The sequence below is a fragment of the Ferdinandcohnia sp. GQ5 genome (genome assembly GCF_059759275.1).
This window is the reverse complement of record NZ_JCAXEW010000021.1, coordinates 1-13,576: the sequence shown is the minus strand read 5'-3', so window position 1 is coordinate 13,576 and position 13,576 is coordinate 1. Positions and strand designations below refer to the sequence as shown.

General features: G+C 40.8%; 13 protein-coding genes. 2 read left to right on the top strand and 11 right to left on the bottom strand.

What is annotated here, in order from left to right; genetic code table 11:
* Window positions 1–48: 48 nt before the first annotated feature.
* Window positions 49–2,286 carry a S8 family serine peptidase gene (locus AC6CHV_RS21350; RefSeq protein WP_440274054.1) on the bottom strand — a complete coding sequence of 746 codons (2,238 nt, stop codon included), beginning with the start codon at window positions 2,284–2,286 and terminating at the stop codon, window positions 49–51.
* A 481-nt stretch (window positions 2,287–2,767) separates the two neighbouring features.
* Window positions 2,768–3,397: a uracil phosphoribosyltransferase gene (upp, locus tag AC6CHV_RS21345; protein ID WP_121448508.1), complete on the bottom strand. Its 630-nt coding sequence runs from the start codon at window positions 3,395–3,397 to the stop codon at window positions 2,768–2,770.
* A gap of 239 nt (window positions 3,398–3,636) precedes the next feature.
* On the opposite strand from upp, the gene AC6CHV_RS21340 reads away from it, so the two are divergent.
* Together AC6CHV_RS21340 and AC6CHV_RS21335 are read left to right on the top strand one after the other, a co-directional pair.
* Window positions 3,637–4,479 (top strand): SPFH domain-containing protein, encoded by an 843-nt coding sequence (locus tag AC6CHV_RS21340; protein ID WP_440274910.1) that lies wholly within the window; start codon window positions 3,637–3,639, stop codon window positions 4,477–4,479.
* Between the two features lie 12 nt (window positions 4,480–4,491).
* Window positions 4,492–4,653, top strand: coding sequence for a type II toxin-antitoxin system antitoxin (locus AC6CHV_RS21335; RefSeq protein WP_440274909.1), 162 nt, complete (start codon window positions 4,492–4,494; stop codon window positions 4,651–4,653).
* Window positions 4,654–5,057: 404 nt separating this feature from the next.
* On the opposite strand, the gene glyA is transcribed toward AC6CHV_RS21335, so the two are convergent.
* The 9 genes from glyA to spoIIR all read right to left on the bottom strand — a co-directional run bounded on the left by glyA (window position 5,058) and on the right by spoIIR (window position 13,172).
* Window positions 5,058–6,299, bottom strand: a complete 1,242-nt coding sequence (gene glyA / locus AC6CHV_RS21330) for a serine hydroxymethyltransferase (protein WP_341333248.1) — start codon at window positions 6,297–6,299, stop codon at window positions 5,058–5,060.
* 291 nt (window positions 6,300–6,590) lie between these two features.
* Entirely contained in the window at window positions 6,591–7,163 is a 573-nt protein-coding gene (locus tag AC6CHV_RS21325) for a TIGR01440 family protein (protein WP_440274356.1), read from the bottom strand.
* Between the two features lie 102 nt (window positions 7,164–7,265).
* Window positions 7,266–7,718, bottom strand: a complete 453-nt coding sequence (gene rpiB / locus AC6CHV_RS21320) for a ribose 5-phosphate isomerase B (RefSeq protein ID WP_341333252.1) — start codon at window positions 7,716–7,718, stop codon at window positions 7,266–7,268.
* A 122-nt stretch (window positions 7,719–7,840) separates the two neighbouring features.
* Window positions 7,841–9,127 (bottom strand): methyl-accepting chemotaxis protein, encoded by a 1,287-nt coding sequence (locus AC6CHV_RS21315; protein ID WP_440274355.1) that lies wholly within the window; start codon window positions 9,125–9,127, stop codon window positions 7,841–7,843.
* 26 nt (window positions 9,128–9,153) lie between these two features.
* Entirely contained in the window at window positions 9,154–9,585 is a 432-nt protein-coding gene (locus AC6CHV_RS21310; RefSeq protein ID WP_341333254.1) for a low molecular weight protein arginine phosphatase, read from the bottom strand.
* Window positions 9,586–9,795: 210 nt separating this feature from the next.
* Window positions 9,796–10,362: a manganese efflux pump gene (locus AC6CHV_RS21305; protein WP_121448518.1), complete on the bottom strand. Its 567-nt coding sequence runs from the start codon at window positions 10,360–10,362 to the stop codon at window positions 9,796–9,798.
* Between the two features lie 206 nt (window positions 10,363–10,568).
* Window positions 10,569–11,612, bottom strand: a complete 1,044-nt coding sequence (locus AC6CHV_RS21300; RefSeq protein WP_440274354.1) for an L-threonylcarbamoyladenylate synthase — start codon at window positions 11,610–11,612, stop codon at window positions 10,569–10,571.
* Window positions 11,613–11,963: 351 nt separating this feature from the next.
* Window positions 11,964–12,410, bottom strand: a complete 447-nt coding sequence (locus AC6CHV_RS21295; RefSeq protein ID WP_440274353.1) for a GNAT family N-acetyltransferase — start codon at window positions 12,408–12,410, stop codon at window positions 11,964–11,966.
* Between the two features lie 78 nt (window positions 12,411–12,488).
* Window positions 12,489–13,172 carry a stage II sporulation protein R gene (gene spoIIR / locus AC6CHV_RS21290; protein ID WP_440274352.1) on the bottom strand — a complete coding sequence of 228 codons (684 nt, stop codon included), beginning with the start codon at window positions 13,170–13,172 and terminating at the stop codon, window positions 12,489–12,491.
* Between the last annotated feature and the right edge of the window lie 404 nt (window positions 13,173–13,576).

The following is a 13,576-nucleotide window of genomic DNA, read 5'->3' as shown; positions in this document are numbered from 1 at the left end:
TCCGCTGGCGGTTTAAAAATAGATTCAGCAGAAATTGCTGAATCTATTTTAATGGCTGCCTACCATAGTATCTTCAAACGAAATCTCTGTTTCAAGTATATCCTCTTTGCCTGCTTTTTTTACATAGATGACAGCCTTAAATACCCCTCTTAATTTTCGTTCTTTTCGATTCACCTTTCTCTCTACTAATCCTCTCGCAACATTTCGGTCCCAGTCTAAAAATGTGACGAACCTCAACGTGTCTGGGTCATAGAGAACAATTCCATACTCTTCCGCTCCACCAGGTAAGTATAATTCATACCGGAATATATCCTCCTTGTCGTCTTTTCCAAATTGAAAGCCCATGATTCGAGGATAATCAGGTTCTTCGATCACGTACATATATGGGATATGGTAACGATTCTTCCCTTCTTTTAAAAATAAATTCCCGTGATGTAGGCCCGAACCAATGATATTAGGTGTAATATCTAATCCGATTGTGATTATCTTTTTCTGTTTTGGTTTTATCGAAAAAGGGATGGGCAAGTCCCACTGGACACCTTTCATATTATCCGGAACTTCAAATGAGTATCTTTTTTCTTCATCGGATTGGTTATCTACCGTTACTCTTATTCTTTTTTTCGTCCGCCTATCCTGGTGATGAAGCAATCCAGCGGAAAATGATCCTGGATAGATTAAGGTTTCTGAGTGAATCGCTTCATGGAGTTGAATCCTTCCTGCCCCTTGTTCATATGGCTTGTACAAGTTCCCCTCCTCATTATTTAAGAGGCGCGCCGTATTCATCAGGGCTGCTTTTATTTGTTCTGGTGTCCAATCAGGGTGTGCCTGTTTTAATATGGCACTAGCCCCCGCTACATGTGGGGCAGCCATACTTGTACCTTGCATTTCCTGATAGCCATTTGGAATGGTACTATCTATCGCAACCCCTGGAGCAACCACATCAGGCTTAATTGCCCACGTATGTGTAACCGGTCCACGTGAACTAAATTCAGCAATTGTATCCTTAATACGTTGATAGGAGGTACTTACTACATTGTTTTTCGTTTTAATTTGTTTTTTAAGCCATTCTCCGTCTGCTTTTGAGAGGGAAGCAACTGGTATCGGAAGTTCCTTCTCAAGGGATCCTGAGAAATTCCCATCTGTATTATTGTAGATGAGTACAGCAATCGCGCCGGATTCATACGCTCGAACCGCTTTTTGGGTAAAAGTAATTTCTCCTCGCTCCATTAGAACAATTTTATTTTTTATTTTTGGAAATTCAGTTTCTGTACCGATTCCAGCTTTTGCGATTTCATATTTCTTTTGCAGTTTCCAAGGAATTGACCCTTGGAGTGGCTGAAGTTGAATTTTTCGATCAGCAAATCCAACGGTTAGATATGGCAAAGTCATGGGTGGTGTGGATGCACCTACAGAAATGGCTTTTGAAGAAGTTCCCGGAGACCCAACCGTCCAGACCATCGGCCCCGAGTTCCCGCTGGAAGTGACAGCAACAATCCCTTCTTCCGTTGCTTTATCTAAAGCGAGACTAGTCGGCCAGTCAGGCCCATTGATGGTGTTGCCGAGAGAGAGGTTGATGACGTCCACTTTATCTTCAATTGCTTTGTCAATGGCCGCAATAACCTGTTCAGATGTCCCCATTCCACCAGGACCAAGAGCACGGTAGCCAATTATATCAGCCTCGGGTGCGACCCCTTTAATTTTGCCATTTGCCGCAATTATTCCCGCAACATGAGTTCCATGTGAGGTATTTCGACCTGCAATCCCTTTCGTTTCCATCGGGTCATCATCCCCGTCAACAAGGTCATAGCCACCCTTGTAATTCATTCTTAGGTCCGGGTGTGTGTAATCAACACCTGTATCAATCACCCCAACTTTTACTCCCTTACCCGTTAAGCGGTGATCTCTTTTATCAAAATGACTGCGAATTTCGTTACCGCCAATAAAAGGGACACTTTCCTCAACAGACACTTGGTATGTAGCAACAGGGGAACTGTGTTGAATACCTGCTTCGGCTTTTAATTTCTGTATATCCTTTCTCTTTCCCGTCACAGAAAAGCCTGGAAATACACGTTTGTAAATGTGGTTAATTTTAATGGAGGAATAGTTTCTTTTTATTTTTTCTACTATTAAATCAAATTGATTATCTTCCGTGATGATAATTTCATGCGCCATTTCATCCAAATCCAACTCAGGCAATGGAGGCCTATCAGGAAAACGGTGGGCATGGGCTGGTATTGATGAAAATAGGAGGATCGAACACATGCAGATTGCCGGTAAAATTCTCACAAAAAAACCACCTCTTTGAGATAGTTTTTCTCAAAAGGTGGTCAAATATGTGGATGTTGATTTGTTGTAGCGCTTAGAAACTCTTTTCGTTTCTGGGCAAGGCGCTTCCACTTTTCTTGATTGTCTAGTTATAGCTCGCAGCGACTAGCTGACTTCCCTCACCCTTCGTACGATAAGGTCAACATCGAATCGCTTTGCTCTTCGTGTTTCCTTTATCTCTGGAGGAACACAGACTAAATTCGCCACGTCGTGTGGCAACGTCTGTGTGACCCACGTCGTGTGGGCCTCAGTCCGTACGTCGCTAATCGCTCGCTTCCACTTTTCTTTATTGTCTAGTTGCAGCTCGCAGCGACTAGCTGACTTCCCTCACCCTTCGTACGATAAGGTCAACATCGAATCGCTTTGCTCTTCGTGTTTCCTTTATCTCCTACGGGCTCAGTCCAGTCCGTACGTCGCTAATCGCTCGCCTCCACTTTTCTAATTATTTCGTACCGAATAAACGGTCTCCAGCATCTCCAAGGCCTGGAACAATGTAGCCATGGTCATTTAGTTGCTCATCGAGTGCCGCGATGAAGATATCGATATCAGGATGAGCTTCTTTAATTGCTTCTACACCCTCAGGCGCTGCGATTAAGCACATGAATTTAATATTTGTAGCACCACGCTTCTTTAATGCGTTGATTGCTTCTACTGCTGATCCACCGGTTGCAAGCATTGGGTCAACCACGATGAATTCACGCTCTTCAATGTCAGAAGGCATTTTAAAATAATACTCAACTGGTTGCAATGTTTCAGGGTCACGATAAAGTCCGATATGCCCTACTTTTGCAGCTGGGATTAAGCGTAGAATTCCGTCCACCATGCCTAAACCAGCACGAAGAATTGGCACAATCCCAATCTTTTTCCCAGATAAAACCTTTGATTTTGCTTTGCGTACAGGAGTTTCAACTTCAACTTCCTCAAGCGGCATATCGCGGGTAATTTCAAATGCCATTAAGCTTGCAACTTCGTCTACCAATTCACGAAATTCCTTTGTACCTGTGTTCTTATCACGTATGTATGTAAGCTTATGTTGAATTAGTGGGTGATCAAAAACGTACACTTTCCCCATCGTTCATCTCTCCTTTTTTGAGTATCGCTGTTCTTAGAATGACCATCAGCAGAAAAATTAACACCACGAACTTTATTTTTCACACTTCAATAAATTTTACAGAAAAAATAAAACATGTTCAAGGCGAAATTTAAAAATACACAGATTGAATAATTCTCAAGGAATTAATTTACAGTATTATACAAAAGTGATATCATAAAGATATAAAACATATATCTAAGTGAAATGGGGTTGATTTCATGAAAGAATCACAAGTATGGAAGCTTAATGGGTTTTTAGGCATTCTAATCATTGCCGTTTTCATTGCATTAGGTGCCGTGATGCTAATCAACACAAAAATTGTTCTAGGGATATTCTTTGTTGCCGCGGCTTTCATTCTGGCTTCTGGAATTACAATTGTCCAGCCAAATAAGGCTGGAGTTGTCATCTTTTTCGGAAAATATTTAGGGACAATTCGCGATAGTGGGATGTTTTTAACTGTTCCATTTTCACTTCGTAGAACAGTGTCTTTACGTGTAAATAACTTTAACAGTAAAAAACTTAAGGTAAACGACGTCGAAGGTAATCCAATTGAAATTGCAGCCGTTGTCGTGTACAAAGTAATTGATTCGGCAAAAGCAGTATTTGATGTTGATCACTATGAAGAGTTTGTTGAAATTCAAAGTGAAACAGCCATTCGCCATGTTGCAACTCGATATCCATATGACACTTTTGAAAATGTAGAGCTTACATTGCGCGGAAACTCTGAAGAAATTTCGAATGAATTAGCAGCAGAACTTCAAGAACGCTTAAAAGTTGCAGGCGTTCAAGTACTTGAGGCTCGCCTTACTCATCTTGCCTACTCTACTGAAATTGCCCAAGCGATGCTTCAACGTCAGCAAGCTACTGCGATTATTGCTGCTCGCCAAAAAATCGTTGAAGGAGCTGTCGGAATGGCCCAGATGGCAATCCAACAGCTTGAGCAAGACAAAACGGTTGACCTTGATGATGAGCGTAAGGTTCAAATGGTAAATAACCTACTCGTCGCCATCGTTTCCGAAAAATCCACTCAACCTGTTATCAACGCAGGTACGCTGTATTAATGAGTGACAAATATGTCTAAAAAAAAGAGTTTTCCATTACGGATGGATCCTGACCTCTATGAAATTTTGCAAAAATGGGCTGCTGATGATTTCCGCAGTGTCAACAGCCATATCGAGTTCTTGTTAAGAGAAGCAGCCAAAAAGGCAGGTCGGTTACCGAAAAGTAAACAGTAAATTGAGGTTGCGCTTGGATTTTGGTCCAAGCGCTTTTGTTTTGTGGTGATTTGTGTGGGATTTGGGGAAATGTACGGATGAATTTTTTGCTATATCGGACACAACTTCCTATATATCGGACAAACTTTTAAATATATCGGACATTCATTTGATTTTATCGGACATATTTGCTATTATTTCGGACATTCAGCTAAATATATCGGACATAAGCGGTTGAGTGGGAAAATGCAGAATAGGATTGTGCCCTAATTCGATTTAATTGCTCCCTAACTCTGAAGAATTTTCCCTATCATCGATTAATTGTGCCTCAACCCCCGAGAATTGTGACCTATCCCCAAATAATTATGACCCAAGCAAAAAAAGGCAGGACGCCCAAACAAACGGGAGTCCTGCCTTCAACTATTTTAATACTCTTTATAAAGGACAAACTTGCTAGTTAATGCTTCTACACGCGCGCTTGCTTCAGCTAACTTCGCTTCGTCTTCTGAATTTTTTAATGCAAATGCGATGATAGATGCAATTTCATCCATATCCTCTAAACCAAAACCTCTGCTTGTAACAGCAGCTGTTCCGATACGGATACCACTTGTTACAAATGGGCTTTCTGGGTCAAATGGAATCGTATTTTTATTAACTGTAATGCCGATATCATCAAGAACTTTTTCAGCTACTTTACCAGTTAAACCTAATGAACGAACATCAAGTAGTAGTAGGTGATTGTCAGTTCCACCAGATACAAGGTCTAAGCCTTCTTTTTGTAAAGAATCTGCTAGTCTTGCCGCATTGTCAACGATGTTTTTTGCATATTGTTTGAATTCATCTGTTAACGCTTCTCCGAATGCAACTGCTTTAGCAGCAATAACGTGCATTAATGGACCACCTTGGATACCAGGGAAGATGGACTTATCGATTTTCTTCGCGAATTCTTCTTTACAAAGAATCATACCACCACGTGGACCACGTAATGTCTTGTGAGTAGTAGTTGTTACGAAATCAGCATATGGAACAGGGTTCTCGTGAAGACCTGTTGCTACAAGACCTGCGATGTGAGCCATGTCTACCATTAAGTACGCGCCCACTTCGTCCGCGATTTCTCTAAACTTTTTAAAGTCAATTGCACGTGGATACGCACTCGCTCCTGCAACGATAAGCTTTGGCTTATGTTCGACAGCTTTAGCACGTACATCATCGTAATTGATTTGATGTGTTTCAGGATCTACTCCGTACTCCACGAAATTGTATTGAATTCCACTGAAGTTTACCGGACTACCATGTGTTAAATGTCCACCATGGGAAAGATTCATCCCAAGTACAGTGTCACCCTGCTCTAGGATTGTAAAGTATACAGCCATATTTGCTTGAGCCCCAGAGTGAGGCTGCACATTTACATGCTCTGCGCCAAAGATTTCCTTTGCACGGTCTCTAGCAATGTTCTCTGCTACATCCACATGCTCACAGCCACCATAGTAGCGACGGCCAGGATATCCTTCTGCATATTTGTTTGTTAAGACGGAACCTTGAGCCTCCATGACTGCTTCACTTACAAAGTTTTCAGATGCAATCAGCTCAATTTTAGTACGTTGTCGTTTTAATTCATCTTGTATTGCCTGAAATACTTGTTGATCTTGCTCCGATAAATGTTTCATTTGGAATCCTCCTTTTAATCTATTATGAATTATTCCTTTAATTTGAAAAATACTTTTCCATTGTAACACTTTTATTCGGTAGTAGGAAGATTAACTTTTAGATTCATTTTTCGTTGAAATCGCTTTAAAATAGGGTTGAACGCTGCTAACATGCGATTACTGTTGTCTTTTCTGGTTATTAAAAAAATTTAATGTTTTTTCTAAAACACGAACATTTTCCTATTTTTTGTAAAGAATCGTTCACCTATTCTTAGTCAATATAAAAAAGAGACAAGGCTCCCCCTGGCTCTATTAACATTTCTTATTTTCCTTTTTATTCGGATAGACTGCTCTTTCGCCACCAATGAGTTTTGGTCTTGCTTTGGCCATTGTAACATGTGCACCACCTAGTTCTTTAACTGAACTTCGAATCGGAACTGCAACATGTTTTAGATGCATGCCAATGAAGGTATCACCAATATCAATTCCCGCTTCGGCTTTAATAAACTCAACAACAACAGGATCATTAAAATGCCCAAAAGCATATGTGGCCATCGCACCACCTGCGGTTCGAACCGGAACAACTGTTACTTGCTCGAAATTTTTATGTATCGCTGTTTCCCGCTCTACCACTAATGCACGATTTAAATGCTCACAACACTGAAACGCGAGCTCCACGCCTATATTTTCACGAAGCTTAGCCAATTCTCTAAAAATCATTTCCGCCACTTCTTCTGATCCGGCCGTACCAATTCGTTCACCAATGACTTCACTTGTACTACACCCGACAACAAGAAGCTCTCCTTTTTTCAGCGAAGCACGTTCCGCAAACTCCGAAAGAATCGTCTGAAGCTGCCTTTTCCACACCTCAAGATCTGCAACCATCCTCGTTCCCTCCTTCGGGACAGGCCCTTGTCCCACAAAAGTATTGAAGTAATTAAATATACGCCTGATGCATCATGTCCTCAGGCGCTGTAATCTCGTATGTTATTCCCCAGAGGGGTTGTTTTCATAAGCGGTGATTTTGTTGATTCTGTTTTCATGACGTCCACCTGAGAATTCTGTAGTAAGCCATGTTTTTGCAACTTCAACTGCTAGCCCCGGGCCAATCACACGTTCACCCATTGCTAAAATATTGCTGTTGTTATGCTCACGTGTAGCCTTTGCACTAAATACATCATGACAAAGTGCACAACGGATCCCTTGTACCTTGTTCGCAGCAATACTCATCCCAATCCCCGTTCCACAAATTAAAATACCACGGTCATATTCCCCGTTCGCTACTTTTTTCGCTACAGGTAGTGCATAATCGGGATAATCAACAGATGTAGAGCATTCACATCCGAAATCATCATACTCAATTTCAAGTTCGTCCAATACCTTTTTAATTTCCTCACGTAATACTAAACCGCCATGGTCTGAAGCTATTGCAACTTTCATTGTAAATCCCCCTATTATGAATTGAGACTTGGCTCGATATTTCTCCAAAAAACATTCCATTAATTTTTATTATACCTAAAAAAGAACTCCCGAACCAAAATAGGAGTTCTATCTTTTTAAAATTACATTGTAAACCGTTGAATCGTCTGCTTTAACTGTCCTGCTTGTGTAGCAAGTTCCTGTGCCAATGCATCCACTTCACAAATTACACTTGTCTGATGTTGCGTTGCCGCACTTACTTCTTGAGCACCAGCTGAAGTCTGTTCCGCAATCGCCGCAACCTCTTGAGACTGCAGGGATGTTTCTTGAATGCGTTCCATTTGTTTTTCAACCAAGGTAACAATTTGTTTTACTGCATCTGCCACTTCATGAACGGACGTTGTCATCTCAGCAAGCGCCTCATTTGTGATGGTTCCCTTTTTCGCTTCCTCATTTGCAACAGCGACTTGTTCTGAAATTTGAACGACTACATTTCGAACCTCTTGCTGAATACTTTGGATAAGCTCCGTAATCCCTTGAACAGCCTTTGAGCTTTCGTCCGCAAGCTTCCTTACTTCTTCAGCAACAACCGCAAAGCCTTTACCATGTTCACCAGCACGAGCCGCTTCGATTGACGCATTCAATGCAAGTAAATTTGTTTGGCGTGCAATATCGCCAACTAGAGAAATAATATGCTCTACTTCCTTCGCATTCGTCTCAAGACGATTGACGGCTTGAAGTGAAATTTGATTGTTATCAACAAGCTTATTAATGCCCGAAATTAACGAATGAACAACCTCTTTGCTATCATGTAATGTATCGACCATTTCAACAGACAAGTTTTGTGAGGTTTTCGCAATTTCTTGAACCTCTCCAGCAATTTGAATCACATCCTCGACAGATTCAGCTGTTTCTTGAATCGATACGGCCGAGCTATCCGCCCCTTTGGAAATCTCAGAAATTGTTCGGTTAATATTTTCCGCCTGTTCGGAGGCAAGACTGGATGCTTTTGTAATTTCAATAACCTTTTCATTTGTATTTTCAAAATTGCCTTCAATGTTTTGAACCATTTCGCGGAGATTGTGTAGCATTTTATTAAAAGCAAGACTCAAGCTACGAATCTCGTCATCTGATTTCGAAACAGGAACATCCTCACGAATATCACCATTCGCCGCATGAATCGCTACCTGCTCAAGCTTTTGGAGTGGTTTCGTAATAAAGGAAGCTGCAAAATACGCAAGAATCCCAGACCAAACAATCCCTAAAACCAGCGTGCCAATGATAAAGATTTGTTGATTGATCAACTCATTTACGAACGGATACACAAAATAAATGAATAACGCAGATGTTGAGTAAGTCACAATCGCTAAAATAGTCGTAAGTAAGACTAATTTTAGCTTAATACCAAATTTATAGCGCCTTTTTTTCAACCGATTCTCCCCCTGAATCTATCTCTCTATTTAAGTTTTGAAAGTACCTCGTCAATTAATGGTTCGAGCTCTGCATAGGTTTCTCTATAAATCTCTACTGGCCCTCCAAATGGATCAGAAACATCCCCACTACCATTTGTAAATTCCTTTAAGGTATGTACTTTGTCCTGGGCTTCTGGAAAACGTTGAAGTATTGCTTGCTTATGGTGGTTAGTCATCGTTAACACATAAGTGGCCCAATCAATATGCTCTTGTATTAAAAAGGAAGAAGAGTGCTGACACTCAATTCCATTTTCCTTCAAGACTTGTGCCGTATTAGCCGAAGCAGGACTACCATCCCCAGCAAATATCCCCGCTGATTTTACTTCGATATCTTCACCGCACTTTTTTCGTAAAATCGCCTCAGCCATTGGACTTCGACATGTATTTCCTGTACAAACAAATAAAACGCGAATCATTTTATCACCCTTTTCTACCTGCCTTTATGCTGCGAACGACCTGCACAAATAGACAAAATTCGATATAGTACTATTATAAATGAGATCAACCCAAAACACATAGTCAATAAATGAAAAAAAGAGCACGAGTTTTTCACTCATACTCTTCCATGGGTCACAGCTTCCTCATAACCACTTCAGATTCCCTGGGTCACAGGTCCCTTGTCCCACTTATAAAGGAAATAGCAATTTCACTCCGAAGACCAGGAGAATACAACCACCTAGCACCTCACTATATGTACCGAGCCAATGTTGGACCTTTCTGCCTAGCAGTAGACCGACCCACGACAGGATCATGCTAACTACACCGAACATCAGAATAACCATAATCGTTTTCGCACCATAAATCCCTAATGAAAGCCCAACAGAAAAACTATCAAGACTCACACTTAAGGCAAAAATAAACAAACCAAATCCAACAGGTGTAATCATGCGTTTGTCACCGTCATCGTCCTTGAAGGAGGAAATGATCATCTGCAATCCTAAAAATAAGAGCAATCCCGCACCAACATAGGTTGCAATTGCTCCAAATGTATCTGATAAAAAATGGCCGATCATCATTCCAGCCAAAGGCATCCACATATGAAACACACCGATGGTTATCCCGATTGTTAAAATCTGCTTAAGCCTTAACCGGATTAATCCCATTCCAAGTCCTACGGAAAATGCGTCCATTCCTAAAGCAAATGCCATTATAAATAAGGTTATAAGTTCCCCGAGAAATGCTGTAATATCCATCTTCTACCTCCTTGGACGTGCCTATTTCAACATATGCATGTACAAAACGAAATAGAAGAAGGTTGTTCAAAAAGTTGCCAAATGATAGACTGCGAATCTCTGCATCACTCGGCCTCGCCGTTCCTCAAGTCTCACGTTTCTTGACCTTATAGCAATAAGATTCGTCACCTTTTTGAACCATATATCTCAGCTAAGAATTTCCCAATTTATTCAGTTATCAATTTATGTCCCGCAGCTTTGATTAACCGATTCATAATAGCTTGCCCAATGCCCTCACTTGGAAAACTCTCACTAAAAATAACATCGACGTTACTTTCATCAAAGAGGCGGAGGACATCATAAAGTCTGTTTGCCACCGATTCTAAATCTTCACGCGAACCACAAGCAATAATGTTATCTGCACTGTATTTCTTTTCACGTTCCGTTGTTGTCAAAACGCCAACTTTCAACCCCTCAGCTTGCTTTTCTTTTACAAGAGATTGAATAAATTCCATTGAACCATTTACGATTGTAAGTGGCGCCGTCGGTGCATAATGTTTATATTTCATTCCTGGCGATTTTGGCGCTTCATCTTCTTTTAATATCGCCTTGTCAACCTTGACTACACCACACACTTCCTCAAGCTGCTCTTTCGTCACACCGCCTGGACGTAGAATGATAGGTACCTCACCTGAACAATCCAGAACTGTGGACTCAAGTCCAACACCTGTTGCTCCACCGTCAAGGACGCCAGCGATTTTTCCAGTCAAATCATCGGCTACATGCTTGGCTAGTGTCGGGCTTGGTTTTCCCGAAAGATTCGCACTTGGCGCAGCAAGCGGAAGCCCTGTTGCCGATATTAATGCCAAAGCAACTGGATGACTTGGCATCCGTACTGCCACCGTTTCTAGACCTGCTGTTACTTTACTTGCAACAGCATTTTCCTTCTTTTTTAAAACAAGTGTTAACGGACCTGGCCAGAATTTCTCAATCAAACGCTCAGCTTGCTCCGAAATATCCTGTACGATATTATAAAGCTGCCCAATTGTGGAGATGTGGACAATCAGTGGATTATCGCTCGGGCGCCCCTTTGCTGCATAGATCTTTGCAACCGCCTCGTCAGATAAAGCATTTGCTCCAAGGCCATAGACCGTTTCAGTAGGGAATGCAACCACTTCATTTGCCCGTAGAAGCGTTGCAGCCTCTTTTATTTGTGGATAAGATTCTAAATTATGTTCATCTTTATCCACAACCCATTGTTTTGTTTCCATGTAACGCAACTCCTATAATGAATTCCTTTAGTTATGTAGTTTATTTATTATTACAATATAAAAAAGTATAGGTATATAATGGGTAGAAAACAAGTGTTATCCACATTTTGTGGATAATTTAACCGGAAATGTGGATAATTTTGTGGGTATAACCAACTTTTCCATAAATCACATCTATAGGGAAAAATGTATCCACAGCCCATATTTTTCATCACGTTCCATAGACTATCATATTTTATACCTTTTTAACAACAAAACTTATCCACATTATCCACAATTTAGTTGTGTAAATACAAATAAAACCCCCGCCTGCAAACATTCCGTCCACAAACAAGGGTTTGAAAACTAATTTTATTTTTCAATTTGCGAAACCATGAACATCGGATCCGCTTTTTCAAGCAGCTGTGAGATATGATTGGATCCTATTATATGTACTGGTAGCTCATTCGTTTCAACTTGTCCAAAACCAAGCATGGTGAAAAATTGAATCGACGCTTGCTTATTTGTCGCTAAATATAATCGGCTAATTTCCTTATGCTTCGCTAGTGAAATCGCACTTTTAAATAGCGTTAATAAATTCGTTTGGTCAACGCCCGGCGAGATCACGAGCGATCGAAGTAAACCATCCTTTTCAATCCTCTCAATCCCTAAGGTCGCGAGGATTTGTTGCTCAGCATCTTCCAGTAATATAAAATGGTCCATTATCGATTCAATACCTTCCGCACTTACTTCAGCTTGTACTAAAAATGCTCTTACTTTTTCAATATCCTGTTCTGTCGCCGTTCTAATTTGTTTCATAGTTCTCCACCCCATCTTTCATTATCTAGTAACTACTCTATGAGGGCTTCTAAACAAATAGAACCAAATGCTAGACTTTTAGCTAAAAAGTGACGTGAAAAATTCAACTAAGAAGAATTTTACCTCTACTTCTTCTCCTTCACTTTCCTTATTTTCCGCACTGTCTTTGTTGTCTTTCTTTTCTTGCTTTTCTTCCTTCTCCACTTCTTTTTCTTCTTGCTCCATGGCTACATCTTTTCCTTCTTCATCTGACGCTTCAATTGCATCACCTGTTGAAAAGTCTAAGAAACATAATGGAGGGAATAACACGCACCACCAGTTTGCTCCTTCAGCTTCACCTATCGAAATTAAAATGGCTTCATACTCACCTGCTGGGTATAGAAATTGACCGTAAAGCTTTGTTGGAAATTGAACATTGCGTCCATATTTGACTGAGTAATTTTGATTGCTCTTTTCTTCTTCTAAAACTCTAGCAACGATTTTCTCAATTTCTGGTAGTCTCTCTTGAATCAACTCTCTAGCTGCTTCAATTGAAGTTAACTCCGCAACCCATTCCGTAATTTCTGCGTTCACCGCATCACGCACCTTGCGCTTTAAAGCTTGATCTTCTTCTGAATCACTGTTTGCCAAGATGCGAAGTCGAATCGCTTCATCAGGAATTACCTGATACCCTTGCGCACTTGTTTCTTTTATCAATAAATGGCTATTCGCCCCAATTAACAGTAAAAATATAAATGATATAATTGCAATTTGTTTACTCACTCTCTAGCACCATCCCTTCACAAACCATTCTCGCCAAAAAAATAGAATCCTAAACTACCAAATTTGAAAAATCTATTAAACTATTTTTTAGTAGAATGATTCCGTCAAGCCGAGCTGTTAAAGCCTGCTGTGTGTCTGAATATAAAGCTCATTCGGACTAGTTGATCTGAAATAGCGAATCGGAGCGTAGCTGATTTAGACAGAGCAAGCATGATTTGCGAACAGTGAGTCCGAATAACACTCTGATTCCGAAAGTACAACCGCATTCCGCGAGCTGCGAGCCCGAATAACACACTGATTCTGACAGTAAAACCTAATTCACCGTGCTGCGGGTCCGAATAACACTCTGATTCCGACAGTACAACCAAATTCCACGAGCTGCGAGTCCGAATAACACACTGATT